This is a genomic window from uncultured Aquimarina sp. (genome assembly GCF_947495315.1).
Classification (GTDB): domain Bacteria; phylum Bacteroidota; class Bacteroidia; order Flavobacteriales; family Flavobacteriaceae; genus Aquimarina.
This window is the reverse complement of record NZ_CANLYD010000003.1, coordinates 322,756-342,253: the sequence shown is the minus strand read 5'-3', so window position 1 is coordinate 342,253 and position 19,498 is coordinate 322,756. Positions and strand designations below refer to the sequence as shown.

22 protein-coding genes and 1 pseudogene are annotated in these 19,498 nt (G+C 32.6%); 1 reads left to right on the top strand and 22 read right to left on the bottom strand.

Going from position 1 to position 19,498, the window contains the following annotated elements:
• Positions 1-9: 9 nt before the first annotated feature.
• The 11 genes from Q0910_RS07355 to Q0910_RS07305 all read right to left on the bottom strand — a co-directional run bounded on the left by Q0910_RS07355 (position 10) and on the right by Q0910_RS07305 (position 9,403).
• The gene (locus Q0910_RS07355) at positions 10-510 is read right to left on the bottom strand and encodes a hypothetical protein (RefSeq protein ID WP_299214242.1); all 501 of its coding nucleotides are present in this window, start codon (positions 508-510) and stop codon (positions 10-12) included.
• A gap of 5 nt (positions 511-515) precedes the next feature.
• Entirely contained in the window at positions 516-2,777 is a 2,262-nt protein-coding gene (locus Q0910_RS07350; protein ID WP_299214239.1) for a molybdopterin cofactor-binding domain-containing protein, read from the bottom strand.
• Positions 2,774-4,180: an FAD binding domain-containing protein gene (locus tag Q0910_RS07345; protein ID WP_299214236.1), complete on the bottom strand. Its 1,407-nt coding sequence runs from the start codon at positions 4,178-4,180 to the stop codon at positions 2,774-2,776. Before Q0910_RS07345 ends, Q0910_RS07350 begins: the two co-directional genes overlap by 4 nt.
• A gap of 51 nt (positions 4,181-4,231) precedes the next feature.
• Positions 4,232-4,885: a toxin-antitoxin system YwqK family antitoxin gene (locus Q0910_RS07340; RefSeq protein ID WP_299214234.1), complete on the bottom strand. Its 654-nt coding sequence runs from the start codon at positions 4,883-4,885 to the stop codon at positions 4,232-4,234.
• Between the two features lie 101 nt (positions 4,886-4,986).
• Positions 4,987-5,151 (bottom strand): hypothetical protein, encoded by a 165-nt coding sequence (locus Q0910_RS07335; protein WP_299214231.1) that lies wholly within the window; start codon positions 5,149-5,151, stop codon positions 4,987-4,989.
• Positions 5,152-5,304: 153 nt separating this feature from the next.
• Entirely contained in the window at positions 5,305-5,661 is a 357-nt protein-coding gene (locus Q0910_RS07330; RefSeq protein ID WP_299214228.1) for a hypothetical protein, read from the bottom strand.
• A 104-nt stretch (positions 5,662-5,765) separates the two neighbouring features.
• Positions 5,766-5,924 carry a hypothetical protein gene (locus Q0910_RS07325; protein WP_299214226.1) on the bottom strand — a complete coding sequence of 53 codons (159 nt, stop codon included), beginning with the start codon at positions 5,922-5,924 and terminating at the stop codon, positions 5,766-5,768.
• Positions 5,925-6,131: 207 nt separating this feature from the next.
• On the bottom strand, positions 6,132-6,599 hold the full coding sequence (locus tag Q0910_RS07320) for a hypothetical protein (protein WP_299214223.1): 468 nt from the start codon (positions 6,597-6,599) through the stop codon (positions 6,132-6,134).
• Positions 6,600-6,756: 157 nt separating this feature from the next.
• Complete coding sequence (locus tag Q0910_RS07315; protein WP_299214220.1) at positions 6,757-7,761, bottom strand: hypothetical protein; 1,005 nt, start codon at positions 7,759-7,761, stop codon at positions 6,757-6,759.
• Between the two features lie 198 nt (positions 7,762-7,959).
• Entirely contained in the window at positions 7,960-8,691 is a 732-nt protein-coding gene (locus tag Q0910_RS07310; protein WP_299214217.1) for a hypothetical protein, read from the bottom strand.
• A gap of 199 nt (positions 8,692-8,890) precedes the next feature.
• The gene (locus tag Q0910_RS07305; protein ID WP_299214214.1) at positions 8,891-9,403 is read right to left on the bottom strand and encodes a VOC family protein; all 513 of its coding nucleotides are present in this window, start codon (positions 9,401-9,403) and stop codon (positions 8,891-8,893) included.
• Positions 9,404-9,557: 154 nt separating this feature from the next.
• Here Q0910_RS07305 and Q0910_RS07300 point away from each other — a divergent pair.
• A pseudogene (locus tag Q0910_RS07300) lies at positions 9,558-9,728 on the top strand (winged helix-turn-helix transcriptional regulator); the annotation flags it as partial.
• Between the two features lie 111 nt (positions 9,729-9,839).
• Here Q0910_RS07300 and Q0910_RS07295 read toward each other — a convergent pair.
• The 11 genes from Q0910_RS07295 to Q0910_RS07245 all read right to left on the bottom strand — a co-directional run bounded on the left by Q0910_RS07295 (position 9,840) and on the right by Q0910_RS07245 (position 19,488).
• The gene (locus tag Q0910_RS07295) at positions 9,840-10,148 is read right to left on the bottom strand and encodes a hypothetical protein (protein ID WP_299214211.1); all 309 of its coding nucleotides are present in this window, start codon (positions 10,146-10,148) and stop codon (positions 9,840-9,842) included.
• An 85-nt stretch (positions 10,149-10,233) separates the two neighbouring features.
• Positions 10,234-11,544, bottom strand: a complete 1,311-nt coding sequence (locus tag Q0910_RS07290) for an MFS transporter (RefSeq protein WP_299214208.1) — start codon at positions 11,542-11,544, stop codon at positions 10,234-10,236.
• Between the two features lie 65 nt (positions 11,545-11,609).
• Positions 11,610-12,611 (bottom strand): LacI family DNA-binding transcriptional regulator, encoded by a 1,002-nt coding sequence (locus Q0910_RS07285; protein WP_299214206.1) that lies wholly within the window; start codon positions 12,609-12,611, stop codon positions 11,610-11,612.
• A 362-nt stretch (positions 12,612-12,973) separates the two neighbouring features.
• Entirely contained in the window at positions 12,974-13,300 is a 327-nt protein-coding gene (locus Q0910_RS07280; RefSeq protein WP_299214204.1) for a hypothetical protein, read from the bottom strand.
• Between the two features lie 251 nt (positions 13,301-13,551).
• Entirely contained in the window at positions 13,552-14,685 is a 1,134-nt protein-coding gene (locus Q0910_RS07275; protein ID WP_299214201.1) for a glycosyl hydrolase, read from the bottom strand.
• 114 nt (positions 14,686-14,799) lie between these two features.
• Positions 14,800-15,174, bottom strand: coding sequence for a hypothetical protein (locus Q0910_RS07270; protein WP_299214198.1), 375 nt, complete (start codon positions 15,172-15,174; stop codon positions 14,800-14,802).
• A gap of 19 nt (positions 15,175-15,193) precedes the next feature.
• Positions 15,194-15,619, bottom strand: a complete 426-nt coding sequence (locus tag Q0910_RS07265; protein WP_299214195.1) for a DUF2262 domain-containing protein — start codon at positions 15,617-15,619, stop codon at positions 15,194-15,196.
• A 209-nt stretch (positions 15,620-15,828) separates the two neighbouring features.
• The gene (locus Q0910_RS07260) at positions 15,829-16,500 is read right to left on the bottom strand and encodes a hypothetical protein (protein WP_299214192.1); all 672 of its coding nucleotides are present in this window, start codon (positions 16,498-16,500) and stop codon (positions 15,829-15,831) included.
• Between the two features lie 290 nt (positions 16,501-16,790).
• On the bottom strand, positions 16,791-17,471 hold the full coding sequence (locus Q0910_RS07255) for a hypothetical protein (protein WP_299214188.1): 681 nt from the start codon (positions 17,469-17,471) through the stop codon (positions 16,791-16,793).
• Between the two features lie 385 nt (positions 17,472-17,856).
• On the bottom strand, positions 17,857-19,134 hold the full coding sequence (locus Q0910_RS07250) for a sigma-70 family RNA polymerase sigma factor (protein ID WP_299214185.1): 1,278 nt from the start codon (positions 19,132-19,134) through the stop codon (positions 17,857-17,859).
• A 9-nt stretch (positions 19,135-19,143) separates the two neighbouring features.
• A complete protein-coding gene (locus Q0910_RS07245; RefSeq protein ID WP_299214182.1) occupies positions 19,144-19,488 on the bottom strand; it encodes a YciI family protein in 345 nt (114 codons plus the stop codon).
• Between the last annotated feature and the right edge of the window lie 10 nt (positions 19,489-19,498).

Here is a 19,498-nt window from a genome sequence, read left to right as displayed (position 1 = left end):
AACCCACTTTTAATTAAAAATCACTTCACTTAATGCATAATAAATAGCCATTAATGCAGAGAATATAGCACTAGCCAAAAATCGCCAAGGTAAGTTTACTTTATTTTGAATTAAATAATTAGCCACAAACGATATAGGGATATTGACCAAAAATGATAACCATGCTATTTTCAGTAAATTTAAGTCGATTTGATTAAAATTTCCTAAGAAAAGTTTGATAAACAACAAATGACGAGCGATCCATAAAGGATTAAAATACAGTATCGCTAATCCTGTTTTAACAAGCGTTTTTTTAGTTCCAGTTATATCCCTTGTTTTAACCTCTATCCAGGCAAAATAATTCGGGATTTCTAAAGCATATAGTGTTGCTCCCAATACGATCATACCTAATAATCGATAAACAGAAAATTCTCCTAGTAGTATTGAAGCGATTAAATCACCAGAACTATAGATAATAGCCCCTCTTAGAATATTAGCTTTAGTGTATTGTAGTTTTATGGTTTTGCTCAAGGTTATTACTTTTCGTACAATCCCATTAATACCTTTTCTGGTGTAAACGGCGAATCAAACTTTAGTTTATAATTTTTATTGAATGCTTTTACGGCTTGCTGAATGGCAAAGTATGTTCCAATTCCATACATTAATGGAGGTTCACCAACCGCTTTAGATTTGTGGATCGCCATATCGTTCCCATCGGTTTCTACAGCTATAGTTTCTATTGTTTTTGGAGCAGAAAATATGTCTGGTACTTTGTAGGTCGACAATGCATTCGACAATAATCGTCCATCGTTATTATAAGAGATTTCTTCCATAGTCATCCAACCAATTCCTTGTGCGAGCGCACCTTCTACCTGTCCTATATCTACACCAAAATTCATGCTTTCTCCGAAGTCATGTACAATTTTCACATAGTCAACTTCATAGATTCCTCTCACACAATCCACGGTAACTGATGTAATTGCAGTACCATAAACGTGGTATGCAAATGGATGCCCTTTTTCTTTTGTTTTATCAAAATGAATAATGGGTGTTGCATAATGTGCATTTTCTGACAAGGCAATTCGTTCAGCCATGGCCTGAGCAATGATTGCTTCCCAAGTTATATTTGATTTTTTGCCATCTACGAAAACATAATCCTCATTAAAAGAAATTTTAGCTACCTCTTCAGTCATCATTTTAGCAGCTACTTTTGTTAATCTTTCTAGTAATGCAGTACAAGCTTTTTGCACAGCTTTTCCGTTTAAATCTGCTGTCGAACTTGCCGCAGAAGGTGAAGTATTGGCGACACGAGTGGTATTGGTTGTTTCTAATTTTACTTTATTAGCGGAAATACCCAACGCATTCTGAGCGACTTGTAACATCTTCGTATTAACGCTTTGCCCCATTTCTACCGCTCCTGTACTCACGCCAACGCTACCATCCTGATAGATATGAATCAATGCTCTTGCATGATTCATCATCGTATTCGTAAATGAAATCCCGAAGGTAACAGGCATTAACGAAATTCCTTTTTTGAAATGATCATTATTAGCGTTAAAATCAGTAATCTCTTTCTCTAGTATATCAAGTTCAAACTTTTCTTTTGCGGTAAACCAAGTATTTTGGGCTTCAACGTTGGTCGCGATTTGTCCGTAAGAGAACTCATCATTTTCTGCCAGTAAATTAGCTTCCTGAATTTTTCGCCTGTCAATACCTATTTCATCTGCTGCTTTGGCAATAGCAGATTCAATGACAAACATTCCCTGAGGACCACCAAAACCCCTAAATGCTGTATTAGGAGGTAGGTTTGTTTTACAGCTATACACCGTTGTACTGACATTAGGAACAAAATAACTGTTAGTGGCATGAAATAATGTTCTCTCGGCTATTGCAGGTGATAAATCTGCTGCTGCACCAGAGTTTTGTAGAAACTCAGCTTCAAAGGCAATTATTTTTAAGTTCTTATTGAGTCCAATTTTAAAAAAAGAGGAATACGGATGACGCTTTCCGGTCATACGCAGATCATCATGACGATTAAGAATGTATTTTACAGGTTTGTTTAAATGTTGTACGGCAACTGCTGCCATAACAGACCAAGGTGTGGCTTGATCTTCTTTACCTCCAAACCCTCCACCTAGTCGAATGACATCTATTTCAATCTTATGCATGGGTACTCCCAAAACTTTAGCAGCCGTTTTTTGAACTGCTGTTGGGCCTTGTGTAGACGATGTGATCTTGATACTTCCATTTTCTTGCGGAACAGCATAACAACCTTGTGTTTCTAAGTAAAGATGCTCCTGACCGTTAGAAAATGTTTCACCTTCGATTACATAATCACAACCTGAAAAAGTAGCATTGGTATCTCCTAGTGTAAAGGAACGTGGCGCATTGATAAAGCTTTTTTTCTCTTTAGCTTCTTTTGCCGTTGTAATTAGAGGTAGTTCTTCAATTTCTATGTCAATAAGCAGACGTGCTTTTTTCGCAATAGCTTCAGATTCTGCAACGATAAATGCAATCGGTTGTCCCCAAAAATGAACTTCGTCTTCAGCCCATAAAGGTTCATCTGGAATAATCCCACCGATTTGATTTTCACCCAAAACATCTTTGTATGTAAATATTTTTACAACGCCATCTACTTGTTCTGCCTTCGTATAATCTATGTGTTTTATTTTTCCGTGCGCCTTTGGTGAATCAAACACCAATCCATACAACGTATCTTGTCTGGTAATCAAATCATCTACAAATAGTGATTCTCCACGAACATGAGTAAAACTGTCAATATTTTTCATCGTCTTCATCGTGCTGTCAGTTTTTGAAGTTCAACCTTTGTTGGAAATAATTCAATGAAATGTGCAAAGAACAACTGTTTGGCTAATAAACGCTTATACTCTGATGATCCTCTTACATCGCTAATTGGTGCAATTTCAGATTGTAAAAGTGTTTCTGCTTCTTTTACGGTTTCCGAATCAATTGTTTTTCCGATTAAGAAATTACTGGTATTGAATGCATATTTTGGGATTGGAGCGGTTCCTCCTATAGAGAAATGTGCGGTTTTTATCACATCGTTTTCCAAAGTGATTCTTGTAGCGGTATTTACACTTGCTATATCTAAATGTGTTCGTTTACTTACCTTTTCAAAATTATAAAAGTCTCCGTCCTTAAGGATGTCAAAAGAAATACTTTTTAAAATTTCTCCTTTTTGTAAATCATACACTTTATAATCTTTATAAAATTCTTGAAAAGCTAGTTGTCGTTCTGATCCTGTTTTGGTTTGAATCGTTAAGGTTGCGTTGAGTGCCAAAAAGAAAATTGTCATATCTCCAATAGGAGAAGCATTGACAAAATTCCCTCCCAAAGTTCCCATATTGCGTATGGGTTCAGAAGAAACTAGTGTAAGAAATGAGGTTAACTTCGGAAATAGGATTTGTAATTTCTCGTTTTCTAAAAGTTCTGTAACCGTGGTATTAGCACCTATAGTACAAGTTGAATCTGTAAACTCAATCCCTGTCAAAGTTTTATGACCTGCAATTAAATGAACTTGTTCTTCAGCAAGTTGATCTGCATTATGCACGTATAGGTCCGTTCCACTAGCAACTATTTTTCCTTCGCTAGCAATAGATTTTTGCTCTAGGCCTTTCAATTTTTGTGGAATGGTTTCAAAATAATCAGGAATAAACTCCTCTTTGATCAACCAAGCCATGGTGTCATTAGTGTCTTTTTCTTGCAGTTTCTCTTCTATAAGCAACCCTGCTTTCTCAATAGATTTATATCCGGTGCATCTACAAATATTACCACTTATGGCATCGTTACAAGAATTTGAGGTTGCTTGGCTTTTTCCTATGGCATACCCAGTCATAGAAACCACAAAACCAGGCGTACAAAACCCACATTGCGTAGCATAGTTATCAGTCATTGCTTGTTGTACTGTATTCAATGCTGTCGGCAAATTAATCCCTTCGATCGTAACAATATGTTTTCCGTTGGCATTTCCCAAAGGTGAAATGCAGGATGTAATACTTTGATAAGAGATCTTGTCCTCATTTAGTTCTCCAACCAAAACTGTACAAGCACCACAATCTCCTTCACGACAACCAATTTTTGTTCCTTTTAATTGCTTGTGTTCTCTAATAAAATCTAGAAGCGTTATTCCTGCATTTGCAGTTGTGCGAATAATCTTATTATTTAAAATAAATTGAATCATATGTAAAAGGCAAGGTACTAAAAAGTTATACCAAATTTTACAAATTAAAAATCAATTATCAGCTTCACTAGCGCGAACTGCTTGTATTTTTTTTCCATTTTCATAGGTCTCAGTTAACAACAAAACTCCTTTATCATCATAGATTTTCCATATTCCATCTTGTCTACCTTCTATTTTCTCTCCAGTCTTATAGATCTGACCATTTTTATAAAAATCGGTCCACAAACCGTGTGGTTTGCCTTTTTGATAGTTTTCTACAGAAGCTAATTCACCAGAATCATAATAGCTTTTCCATTCTCCTATACTTCCCTCTGTATCATAATGCTTAATATATTTAAGGGTTCCATCATCCAAATAGTGCTTCCAAGTTCCTATTTTGGCGTTTTGTTGATGTGCTCCGTCCATATATAATTTCCCCGTTGGGTAAAATACCTTCCAAGTGCCTTCCAATTTTCCATCTTGGTAGTTTTCTATTTTTGACGGCTCTCCGTTTTTGAAATAGCTTATCCACTCCCCTACTTTTTTATCATCTTCATACTGCCCTGACACAAGTAGTTCTCCACTTTCATAATAATCCTTAAAGACTTTTACACTTTTTTCATAACTGATATTTATACCATTGTCATTTGACTGATTAGAATTTTGCTTACAAGCTAAAAGCAAACACATCATCATGAGAAATAATATGTAGGTTCTTTTTTTCATGTTTTGTAGTATTTTATTAATGGTAATGGTTTATATAGGATCAGTTACGGAAAATCAGCTGTGATTTTCAGACGTAGAGACAAGTTAATTAATTCAAATGACTATGTATTTTTATCTTCTGAGTTCTTCAATTCTTTCAAATCCTTATATCCTTTATATGCAAGTCCGGCACTAGCAATAGAGCCAAAACTTCCAATGAGTATATTCCCACCTAATAATAGTCCAATTCCAGCAAGAAATCCAATAATTCCAAATGTTAAGGTCATTTTAGCCGGACTTTTTTCTTTTTTATCCATTTATAATCAATTTTCTAAATATTTTATTTTGGAACCTTCTGAGGTTTTAGTTAATATGTTTGCTAACTGTGAGTATAAAATGTGTTTCAATGCATCTTTAAAAGCACAGTGTTTAGTTAGTTTTTATTTTCCGTCATATCGCTGAGGAACTTGAGGATCATAAAGCGGACAATCGTATTTATCCATTACATCAATAATTCGATTCATATCTTCCCCTTCCATTCCATAGCAGTCAAATCGAACAAATTGCTTTGTAGTAAATATTTGAAAGGCTCCTTTTCCTTTTGGATTTTCATAATCAATATTACTTTCTTCTATTTTCCAATCAGTAAATTCAGTTTGAATGTCTTTTAGAATTAAATCAATTGGTAAATCTTCTAAACCATTAACAATTTCTTCTTCAGAACATTTTTCATATACTTCTTGGTTATTTAAATATGTATCTTTTTTGTATTTCCAAAAATCCAAATCGTAACTCATTTCTTTTTTACTTTAATTAACTAAACAGTTAGTATACCATGAAGCATAGTCTACTGATAAGTGACTATGATTTCATATACAATGGTAATGGTTGGTATTTTTATTTACCAAAACTTCCACCAAGGTTTTGATAATTGTTTTTCATTTTGTTCTTTTTGCGTTTCTTCTTCTAACCGCCAAAAATTTTCGGATTTAACAAGATGCCATCCGTTACAGTTATTTCCCCAATTATAATGTTCGCTATTTTCTTTAGATTTCTTCATTTCGGGTATTAATACTAACGCCAAATATATGAATCGGAGCAACTCAAACACACCTAAAACAATCGATTTATCTGCGTTTTTTATTTCTTATTCAATTTACAAAAGCTTGTACCCAGCTTCAATAGGTATTTAGTACCATTGCAAAAAGGAAATAACTTCTTAATCTAGCACTAAAGTGCTCTGATATCATATGATGTTATCTACGGCTTAATTTATTTCTTTCATTGTTATCTTATATAATAACTCATCAAAACTTTTACATAAAAACTTATAACTAGTATTTTTTTTCTCTGAGCTTTCTTTTATGTAAATATCCATCGCTTTTTTTGTATTAAAAACAAAGTCGTAAAATTTATTTTGCTCAGGTAATGATAAATGACCAAATAAGAAATAACCTTTAGAATCAAGAAAAGGTTCATTAAAATAATCTTTATCGCTAAATTCAATTCCACTATTGTTAAAACCATATAAAGTAAGATCTTCATCCGTTTTATCATCAAAATATGATAGCCCAGAGTATATCAGAAGAAAATTAACATAAGAGATATTAGTTTTAAGAAAGGAATTTTCATCAATGAACGAGTCAATTTCTCTCTGTTTATTTTCGGATAAAATTATTTTATCACTAATACAGTTTGGAAATCTTGAACTTATTTTTTCAATTAATTCATTCAATAGTTTTATTATTTTGAAGTTACACACGACGTTTAGTATCTGAACAGGAGGTGGTTAAAAAGCACAGAACTTGCAATTTTGCACAAAGTTTGACAAGAACTAAAAGCCCTAATTTCAATGACATTTCGCCTATCTTTATTACATTGTTGGCAGTTCGTCATTTTGTTTTATCTGTCCATTTAATAAATTTCATAAACTGCTCATTCCAATGTGATTTTTGTCCATCTGCTGTTTTCTCCTTATATGAATGATCGCAACTAATACAAACTTCAAAAGTCAAATTCTCTTTCCTATTCTCAATAAATTTCACAGGAAGTAAGTAAGCAGTTTCAATAGGTGTGCTTTCATCTTCAGTTCTAAACAGTGCATATATCGGAATAGTCAGTTCAGTTAAATAATCTATAGGAGCCTTTTCATAAGAAGACCAGCGTTTGTTAGTGAATCCAAAATGGTCAATTTCGGTTGAATTTGGGTTTTTAACCACTGATTCGTACCATTCTAGAATACCCATTGCATTTTCATGAGCAGCCTTATCAGAGATATCACCTTTTAACGATTCAATTCTAGTGAAAAGTGAAAATTCATAAAAATTATTTAGAACATTTCCTGACCAAAACCCTAAATGAGTTATTTTTTCGTTCATTGTAGCAAGTGCAGCTCCAATTACAGCACCTTCTGAATGACCATAAACGATTATCTTTTCAGGCTTGACAAGATGATTCGTGATTATATGATTAATTGATGCATCTATTTGTTTTACTCTATAATCAAGGTAGTTTTTTTCATAGTAGCTTTCTGGAATAATTATCTCACCATCTTTGTAAATCCCATCCATTCCTGGCTTTGGAATGATAGCATACGTATAGGTTGAATCTAAATTTTTATAATCATCTCCAAACCAACGGTAAAAAGTAGTTTTATCGTTTTCTAAGGAATAGGAAAAAATCGGATTGGCATCTGTACCCTGAATGAAAACAACTAAATTTTTAGGGCTTACTTTGTAATTCTTAAGATAATAAGTAATGGTATCTTTATTTTTAACCAGTTGTTCTTGAATAAAATCATATTTCAAAAGAGCGTCATTAATAGTTGGGGTATCATTTTTTTGAGCTAAACAAATCGAGAAAATGGAAGAAAAGAAAAGAGCGAAAAATATTTTCATTGATTTAAGTTTAATATTTGACGATTCATAAGCTATGATGTTACAGTTTGATCACAAAGATTACCAACAGTCTCGACTATAAGTAGTTGCTTAGTTTAGTACTTGTTTGCAAGTATACACCAAACTGAAAATCCGCTAGAATTTTCAGAATTAGACCAGAAGAAACAATTACTTGTAGCCATCTTTGTTGTGCGTTCATTATTCAATTTCCGTTTCTAATGACTCCAAAATTGAATTAAGTTCTTTCATTAGTGGTTTATAGTGTGATGTTTCAGTTGCCTTACTGGTCAAATGAAACATTAAGATATTGTTTTCAAATTCTAGCGATTCTAATAAATTCAAATTGCTAACACTACTTTTCGTCTTCTGAAAATTTATTTCGGAATTAGGATGCGTTTGTTCAAAAATAGTTTTAATACTGTTTTTATTTGTTCTAAACATATCTAGCACTTTTACTCTTTGATTAGCGAGTTCTTTCTCTTGTCTAGCTATATCTTCTAAGGTAGCTTCCCAATTTGTTAATCGTATTCTAAGTTTAATGTTTCTAATATCTTTTAGACTACCGGAGTTAATAATCTCATTTAAAAGCGAATTATTAGCGTTAAAATAAATATCTGAAGAAAAAGAACGAAATAATAATTCTGAGAATTGTTTTTCATTTAATGACTTATTTGGATTAGAAATGTTTTCCATTATCGTTTTAGCACCCAAATAGTTTTGTTTATTAACTTCTAATAGCTCATTTAGTTTTAGTTTACTCGTTTTGAATTCTTCCTGTAATCCTTTAAGGTACGTTTGTTCTTTTTTTAGTATTATTTTATTCTGCTGACTATTGTTGATAGTAACAGCTATTAAAATTCCAATTACAACTAGTATTATTTCTCCAAGTGCATATAGTAGATATTTGCCGAATTTAGTTTCAGTCAGCATTTTTTGGCGAATTTTTCTAAAGAATTTTATCATTGGTTAATGGCTAATGATAATGAAACACAAGGTGTTTTGTATGATATGTTGCGTTGGCTAGCTTAAAAATAATAAAAGAAAACGAACCTGTGGAAAATTCCTGCGGATTTTTCCAAGTAGACAATGACTACAGCAATTAGTTACATACCTTATTACCCACTAGTTTTTATTTTGAATATGCACCTGAAGAATATGTCAGTTCATAACTATGCGTGTAGATTTCAAAAACAATTCCAAATGGGTCTTCTACATAACACATTTTGAAAGGTTTTTCATTCGGATAGTATTCTCTGATTGGCATTCTCTGTTTTCCGCCATAAGACAAAATTTTATCTATGAGTTCCTCAATATTTGGGTCTTGTACACAAAAATGAAATAGACCCGTATTAAAAGGATTAAATTCAGGTGCTTCTTTAATTCCATTCGGAAAGGAAAATAATTCAATTCCAATTCCGTCTGAAGTTGCTAAATGAGCAATTTCAAATTCTGTCCAATCGTTTCCGAAAACATCAATACACATTTGACCTATAGCGGTTTCCTTTTCCTTTTTGACTTTTGAAGGTTCCATAATTATGTACCAGCCCATTACCTCCGAATAGAATTTTACTGCCTCCTTTATATTTGGAACTGTTATTCCGATATGTGAAAATGATTTTGGATAATTGTTACTAGTCGTCATAAGTTATATTTTAGATTTCTAAATTAATCTATATTTCATTTACTGATTGTCAATAACTTAATAAAAAGTAGTATCGTTATTAAAAACTAGTAAAACATGGAAAATCAATAACATAAATTTGAATAAAGAAAATAGTTATCCATTAAATTATATAATGAATTTTATAGGGACAAAATGGAATCCTTTGATTTTGTTTTATTTATTAGAAGACGATTTGCGTTCAGGAATATTATAAAAGAAAATTCCTGAGATTTCAAGTAAAATGTTTATTCAATTGGTAAGGGATTTAGAAAAAGACAGGCTTATTTCCAGAAAATTTTTCCAATAGAGTTTCTCCTAAGTGGAATACAAATTAACTAAAAAAGAGGAATCTTTGAGGATATTTTAAGAAGTGGGTTAACTTAAAAAGACTTGTTTTTCTATTCAAGTTCATTGCTCATTCCACCAATTTTAGAAATTCACTCGGAACATCCAATAATTCTTGATAGCACCAACTATTTGGACAATCATCATTTAATTCTGAATGTTCTGCAATTCTTATTATTATCATACCATTACCTTGGTCAGTTCCAGTATAAATTTCTCCAATTTCAAAAGTTCGTTCAGATATTCCAACTATACCACCAACAGTAACAGCGGTTGAATATTCCGTTATAAATTCATATCCATTATTTTCGATTTCATCGTCGGAACTACAAGAAATTATTCCGAAAGCTAGGACGAGAAGATAAATCAGTTTTTTCATGAATCTATTTTTAAGTAGATGTCCAAATTCCCATTTGGTTGCGTTAAATTACACACAACGGTTAATGTAAAAATGCATTTTCACATTAACCAAGAGTATCAACCGTTTTGGAAATGCGCAAGGCCAAAGGGGCTGCAATAATCCATAATATTCCCGCAAGGAGCAATGCATTGCGTGGGTCTCCACCTAATCCAGGCTCATAATAAAGAGGAATTGTCAACATACTTATAATCTGCGGAATACATATGAAAGCATTTAATAGTCCCATGTAAACACCAACCCGCTCTTTTGGGACTGTACGCGTCAGCATCAAATATGGGAGTGTACAAACGCCCGAAAACCCTATTCCTATTAGGAAACAGAATACAAAAAGCCAAGGTAGAGAATTGGTAAATTGAAACGCGATAAATCCAAATCCACCAATGACCTGAAATAAAGCCCAAAGTTTACGCGTTCCGTATTTTGAAATCAACCGATTAAAAATAAAAGACATAAAAATTGGTGCTGAACAATAAATAGCCATACCTACTCCACCCATAGCTACTCCATCGGAAAACCCCTCTACTTCAGGGTTAGGAGCATCATAGACATGTCTTGCAAATGATAAGGACATATATTGCCACATCAATGGAAACCCGTACCAAATTGTCAACTTCACCCACCAAATTTGTCTCAAGACTAAAGGCATTTCTTTTACGGCTTGAAAAATTTCTTTAAAAGTATTGAGTAAACCACCACGTTCTGTTTTCCTTTTTTTGAAGGCTTCCATATCTTCTGGTGGATATTCTTTCGTGGTATAACCTGTCCAAAGAATAGAACTCAAAATAATGAATGCTCCTGCCATAAAAGCATATTTTACAAAATCCGGGACGGTATTAGATTCGGCCATAATTGCTACGCCAATAAGGGTCAACAAATAGGGCATTACAGCAGAAAATAATTGACCTACTCCGATCATAAATGTTTGGACAGAAAACGTAATAGATTGCTGCTTCTTTGGTACCATGTCACCTACCATAGCTCTAAAAGACTCCATTGACGTATTAACTGCGCCATCTAAAAACCACAATAACCCTGCGGCAACCCATACTGTTGATGAATGTGGCATAGCTATAAGACAAATACTTGCTATGATAGCACCAATAGTATAATAAGGTCGGCGACGTCCCCATTTACCCCAAGTATTATCACCCATAGCTCCAATAATTGGTTGAATTACCAACCCCGTAATAGGTCCAGCTAACCAAAGAATAGGAAGGCTCGCTTCATCTGCTCCAAGATATCTGTAAATGGGGCTCATATTGGCTAAAGTCAAGCCCATTCCAAATTGAACACCTAAAAACCCGAAACACATATTCCAGATTTGTCCAAAGGTTAATGTTGGTTTTTTATTCATTTTATTTTGTTTAAACGATTAAACGTATTATTAAAAAAATATTTATGACCCAAAGCAGCTTTTTCTCAACCGACTAATTTTCCTTTTACTATTTCTTGGATAGTCTGAGATTTATTCCCTTCAATTTTTGACATTAGAAACTGAACTGCTTTTTGTCCCATTTCGGCCAGTGGTTGCTTATAATATTGAATAGGAGAAGGGTAAATATTATAAAACCTAGCCTCATCAACTGCCATTAATTCAATTCTATTCTCTACATATAACTTATACTTTATGGCATATTGTAAACCACATAGCATCAAGTTATCTGTTGAAAACAATAACGCATCTAAGTTGGAATATTTTTGTTTTATGTTATTTATTCCGGCTCTCACTTCCTTGTCTAACTGCTCTAATGTAGCTTCTACAATACAATCTGTTATGTCTATTCCTGCTTCCTCACAGGCTTCAATAAACCCACGTTTTCTTTCAGAAATATGAAAGAGATTAGTTTTTAAAGTAATAAAACCAATTTTTCTCTTACCTCTTTTTATCAATCGCTTAGTTGCTGAAAAAGTCGTAAAATAATTATCATTAACTACAAAATTGAAAGCAGTATCTCTAAAATATCTGTCTATCAATACATATGGAAAACCAGATTCGTGAAGTTCGGTAATTACTTTCTCGGAATTTTCAGTAGGTAAAATAATTAATCCATCTACCTGACGGCTTCTAAAAACGTCTATCAAATTTCTCAACTTATCTCCATTTTCATCTGTACTCCCTATTAGTATATTGTACTGATGATTGTTCAGTTCATTTTCAATCGCTCGTGTGATTTGAGTCGAAAATGGATTCGTTAAATCTGCCAAAACAAGTCCTATGGTATAACTCTTTTGTGTTTTTAACCCTTTAGCAAAATAATTAGGCTGATAATTCAACCGCATAGCGGCTTCTTTTATACGTTCGGCAGTTTCTGGTTTAATTCTGTTAGTATGTCGTCCGTTCAACACATAAGATACCAATGCTACAGAAACATTTGCTTCTTGTGCTATATCTTTTAATTGAACTTTTTTCTTTTTATACATACTACTATTTTTATGGAAATTTTCATAAAAGTAAACAAGTTTAAACGTTTAAACAAATTATTAAATTGAATAACTCAGTAATATATTTGTCATTTTTTAATAAACAAGATGATGCTTTTAGGTTTTTACTGAAGAATAATGGCAAATATATGAACCGTAGCAGGGCAAAATGTTACCAAACTATCGACAAATCCGCATTGATTTTATAACTTTTTAATCCTAAAATTTTTGCGTCTTAGCAAATACATAAAAAACTTTGGTTTGGTCGAATTACTACCAACATCTAGATCCAGTATAAGCGGTCCTTTTAATTCCGCCTAACATTGTTGTGTGTAGCTTTATTTTTTCTATTTAGAAGTTTTTTATGCATCATTAATACAATAATTTAGTAATATTTCAGCAAGTTTTATGTCAGTCATATTTTCATTCTTTTTCTTTTTAGAGTCTTCTATAAAGTCAATAAAATAATAGAAATCTATAAGATTAAAGTATTTGACATTATCTATTTCATATTCAACCTTACCTCTGGATTTTTCTATTTCGAAAAACTTTATTTCATTTTCAAGAGAGAAAGGTTTTTGCATATAAATTTCAACAACTTCAGATTCAGTATCTAGAGAATTGTTTTTAAAGAATTCGTCTTGATTTCCGTTTGTCCTAAAATAATGTATTAGTTCTATTAGAGTCATTTTTGATAATTACGGGTAACAGTACAGTGTATGAAACGTAGCGTGTAAAAAGATACTACATTTTGGGTTTATCACAGAGCCAAATTTTTATATTTTGTTTTTACTTTTTAGTTCTAAAGCCAAATTAAAAATTTGGCGGTTTTTGAAAATAAGTACAAGTCTTTCGATTTAGTACTTATTAGCTATGTTTTATACTCGTTGTCCGCACTAGTATTTCTATAGCGTATAAAACCAATACATCGAATGATTAACTATTTTTGTTTTTTATATCCTAATTGTTCATAGAGTTCAGGCGATTGTTTTAAATACATATTTTTATTGGTTTCCATAAACCACGCCCTTGATATTTTTTCATTATTAAAAAGGCGAGAATCTTTCCAATTAGAAATTCCTTGAATGTAGAGTCTTTTCCAATCTTCGTTTATGAAACTAACGGCTTTGACATTCTTATTATAAATGAAGCTGAAAAAATTAACAAACCACTGATCCCAAACATCAATATTGTCATTATAAATACCTTTGATTGGATTAGATTCAGCAATCATTACAGGTTTTTTCTTTAGTTTGGCAAATTGTAGAACGTCATTACAATATGTACCAAAATCAGAATTACCGTATGCCTGACCAAAAACTGAGATGCCTATCCAATCCACATAATCATCACCAGGATACCAATCAGATAGTTTGTAGTTTTTGAAAGGTACAGAAGCGTAAGAGTGCCAAACAAATGCAATATTATTCACATCTTCTTCTCGTAAAAGGTCAACGATATGCCTGTATGCTTTTATATATTTCTTGGGTTCTAGTTCGTTATGAGGTCCATCAAATTCGTAGCCTATTCTTAGGTAAATAGGTCGATTAGTAGATTTTGCCCAAGCACCATATTTTTTGATAACCTTATCATAGTCTCCTTTGCCAGCTTTTTTTGCGACATCCCATTTGCCTACCATCCACATTGCACTTTGTATAACTGTATTAGGAAAGCTATCAATTAACATTTGATGATTTTGTGTACTGCCAGTATCGTTTTTATGAGACTTAGTAATACCTTTAAATTCAGTTACTCCCCAATAAGCTGACCAACCACTTGGAACTGGTTCATTTTGAAAGTTATCTTTATACTCTTTTATACTTTCAACAGTTTGTCCCATGATAAGTAATTTTCTTCCCTGTTGAGGAACAAATTTTGTCTTGTCATAATCGTAAACAAATTTAGGATTAACTTCAGTATTAATTTTTGATACCATCTTTTCAATTTCTGGTTCAGCTAATTCTGAACCTTTAGGCTTTTTTTCTTGAGACATAACAAATGATGATAAAAATAACATTATGGAAGTCATGAAATATAAAGCATTAGGTGTAAATAATTTTTTACTAAAAATCATATCTATGGATTTTTTATTTTATTAACACTTTTACTGTATTAGTGCCAACGTATCGTGTATGAATCGTTGTGGCAAAGTCACAATGCTTTCATAAAACTTGTTAGCTAACATTTTTTAAGGTTTTTCATATTCAATTAAGTTCGACAACCTTTTTGGCATTTCCTTCACTGTTTTCAATTCCACATTACCAAATTGTGTAGATAGAGGTTTTTTAAAGTCCACAAAATGAAGAAAAAAGACAATTCTGGTAAAATCAGAATTGTCAATTGGTGAATTTATCCAGTCTCCAATTATTTTTATCCCGCTATCGTTCAGAAACTTTTCGTCCCAAGGAGTTTGCCAGTTCAATCGGTCAATTCTGTGCTGCTCTTGCGTAAATTCCCCAATATCTATATTCTTATGATTAGTTTTAATTCCTAATTCAATAAGGTGAACATCTTTTCCCGATTCCACCTTGTAAATTCCGATTAAATCAATTTCCGTAGTCATTTTGTTAGCTGACGTGTTTTTATCCATACATTGTTGAATCATCAAAATTTTCTCCATCAAATGATTGCGCAATCAAGGAGTGATTTCCAAACATTCCATTTTCATTATAAAATATATCTATTGAATCTTTTGATAAGAAATTGATAGTATTTAACTCTAAATTATTCCGAAATCCTTGTTCATCTAGTTGCGAAAATCCATCTTCATCATCTGCCCAATTCTCGTTATAATTATCTAAAAAATCTCTTATAATAATATCCATCGCTTTTTTCTCATAGTACTCAAAATTATCTAAGAATTTGTTAGCTAATGATATAGTTTCTTCGATTGATGCATCATCAGGATCTAGCCTCAAATCGATTTTTTTAGTTTTGAGTTTTACAGTTATTTTATAAGAACCTTCAATATGTAAATCTTTTTCAAGTTTTTCTTTTGTTATTACCATTTAGTTTTTTGTATGACAGCTAACGGTTAATGTAAACGTCTGTGCGCGTAGAAAGTAACTAACTTTCGGCAGCCCAAAAGGCATTGCACTTTTTAGTTTTTAAATTTAGGAATTAAAATAATAAAATTTGTGACGCCGACTTTCCAAATACACAACTAACTTTGGGTAAAGCACTAAAAAGTATTGAGTTTACATCGTGTTAGCAATTGTTATTTTTTTACTCGTTTCAATGCAGACATTTCTATATCTAAATCGTCAATATGATATATTACTCTAATCGTATTAATATTATTAAATTCTTTTTTAGACGGAATTTTAATTTTATTAGGTATTGATTTATTTATCAATTTTATTATTCTCTTCAGGTTTTCATATCTTTCATTTTTTGTAGTGGGATTTTTTTTTGAAATATCAGCTTCTATTATGGCCTTTTTAAAATCATAAGATAGATATTTAACATTTCTCGATTTACTTTTAATTATTGATTTTTGAGAGTCTTCTTCTAAAAAATCTTTGATTAGAGAAAATTGCTTTTCCGAAAAATCAGATAACCAATATAAAAAGCTTTGATTAGGGTTATTATGACCACTTCTCAGATATATTTGTCTTGGAGTAATCACTAGCATATAAAATCCATCAATATAGTAGCTTCCCCATTCTATTTTGATTACATTTTTATTTTCCCCCTTAGTTAAGTCAGAATTAAACCCTGTAATTAGAAGGTTATACTCATCCGAAAAGGCTTTTTCAGGTAATACTTTAACATTATGTATTGTGTCATTTACAGCTCTTATAATTTTAAATTGATCATTATTATTTGATTGGGCATAAAGCCTAAACATTGAAATAATAGAAAAGATTAGTAAAAGTTTTATTTTCATTTAATAATTGCTAACGTCTCGGCTATGATTAGTACAGGAATTAAAAGTAGTGAACTTTCGAATTTGCACTTAGCCAAAGTTTATATTTTGTTTTATATTCTTTGTTATAAAGTCATACTTCGACAAGCTCAGCAAAGGCTTTAAAGATTTACGGACTTGGGTTAAAGCTATAAACATTGGGTTAAACACCAAAACCCGTATTAATTATAGCATTGTTATGTTTTCGATATTTCCTCTTTTTTAGTTCTGTTTCTATCAGTAATATCATTTATTTTAGTTCCTCAATTAAATTACTCTCTATCTTCTGGTAAAGGAGAAATCATAATGTGTGCTCTATGTGTTCCGGGATTCATAATCCAAGGATGGTTTGGAGCCATTGGGACTTCTGGCAAACCAGTAGATTCTGATGTGGCCCATGGCATATATACCACATAACGGAGTTGAGCACCTTCAACTTTTAAGGTTTCAAGGTCATACACTGTTTTTTCCCCGTAGTAGATGTGTAAAGTCGATCCAGGAGTTATTTTAATTTGACCTGATTTCATTTCTGCTTCACGGATAGCAAAGATTTCTTCTCCTGTCTTTCCTTCTGCTCTCAAGGCTCTTCCTCTTGCCATAAAGGGTTCAAGGTCTTTGTGATAACATGCGGCACTAAATCCATCTTTATTAGGATTATCTGCTAGAACAATAAACTCATTATCTCCTTCTCTCAGCGTCACAAATTCACCAGCCATATTATATCCAATAACTTTACATCCCGATCTGCTTTCCTTGGGAGCAGCCATTAATGCTGTTGCAATTAAAGCTTCATCAGTATCAATAGCGCTTAATTGTTTCTTGACATCATTTGATGTACTATCTGTTACAGTTTCTATTGTAAAGGATTCCTGTATTGCGTTTTTAGTTTTGTCTGATGAATTACAAGAAATCAAAATTCCTGTAAAAACAAATGCTATAATAATACGTTTCATTTTTTGACGAATTTTTCTAATGAATTTTATCATTAGAGGTTAGTTTCTCTAAATGTATGATTTTAAATTTAATAGGTGGGTTTCTGAATAATGAAGCACAACAATTGTATATATTCTATTGGGTATATTTATATTATACATTCAATTGTAATCGTTTGTAAGTCTATAATTACATATTTACAAACAAGCATTTTCTTACAATTCTTAAAATAACGGAATATTCCCTAAATAAAAAAGTAAAATGTATACGGATGAACTATTTATTGATCAAAAAACAGCTTATCTTCGATGCACCACGTAAAAAAGCGTACCACTCAGACAGGCCCTATTTTCTTAGAAACTCTGAATTCCAAATCAGGTCTGGAATGACAATTCAGAACATTCTTTAATTAAGAATACGGGATATTTTTTGTTGTAAGCAATGTTGCTCTGGTTTCGATTGGGTAAGTTGTATTGCTTGTTGATAATACTCCACTGCTTTATTAGGTTGCATCAAACGTTCATGGATCTCCCCCAGAATCGCATGATATAGATAATACTTGTTTAGTAATTTATGATCTTTGATCTCTTGTATCGCCAGTAATGCCTTTTCAGGGCCGTTTAACTCTAATAATACTAAGCATCGGTTCAAAAACACAATAGGATCATTTTCTATTCTTAATAAAAGATCATAATACGTAAGAATTTCTTTCCAATCTGTAGTTGCATAGCTAGAGGCGGTACAATGCTTATAGGCAATCGCAGCTTCTAAATGATATGTAGTTAGTGCATCGCCAAATGCAGCTTGATTAAGATAGTTACCTCCCAATCGAATCAGTTCTGTATTCCAGGTACTTCTGTCCTGATCTGGTAATAGTATGAGCGCTCCTTGTTTGGTAATTCGACTATCTACTCTAGCGGTATGAAAACACATCAACGCCATCAATGCGTATGCTTCTGGCAATTGGGTACGCTCACTATCTAACAATGATTTGCATAACCACATGGCTTGTGAGATCAGATCTTTTCGTATTAATTGATCATCATGGGTAGAATTATATCCTTCATTAAACATCAAATAGATCGTACTTAATACAACAGAAGTTCTAGTGCCAATTTCTTCCGGAAATGGTATGCTTGGTCGTATCTTATGTTTTCTGAAATATTCTTTAGTACGATATAATCGTTTAGAGATGGTATCTTCTGAGGTAAGAAAAGATTTAGCAACTTCTTTGGTACTAAATCCGCAAAGAGATTTAAGAATAAATGTAATCTGGTTTTCCTGCGAAATATCCGGATGACAACATGCATACATCATTGCCAAAAAATCATCTTGTATATGTTGTTCTTTCCAGAAATCATTCATGGTACTGGCTAATGTATATTCTGAGGTCAGTAGTTTACGTTCGGGATCAGAGAAGTCAATGGTTTTACTGTGCTTTTTTCTTCTGATAATATCTATTGCTTTGTTGCGGGCTGTACGATATAACCATGCTCTTGGGTTATCCGGCATTCCTCTATACTTCCAGGTTTCTAATGCACTCACCAATGCATCTTGCACTACATCTTCTGCAAGTTCTATGTTTTCTGTACCGAAGATTTTGATCAAAACAGCAACCATCTTTCCGGACTCTTGTCTAAAAAGATGGTTTATTGTATTGTCTATGTGATCTTTTGATTCCAATATGATCGTTTAATCCATCGGAGCTATTTCACGAACTTCTACACTACAATCATACTCAAAACTAGGGCAGTCTTTTGCGATCTCTGTAGCATGCGCTAGAGAATCTGCTTTAATAAGCAGGTATCCTCCTACCAATTCTTTTCCTTCTGCAAATGGGCGATCAATGACTTTCTTTCCTCCTTCTGTCATGGTACTTCCTTCATTCATTAAAGGTTGTCCTCCTACTAATTTATCTTCTTGTGCCAAGCTTCCCATCCATTGTTGCCAATGTTCCATATGCTTTTGCATACCTTCTGGAGATACCGAATTATATTTTTCCTGTCCTCCTCGTATCAACATTAAAAATTCTTTCATCGTTTATGAT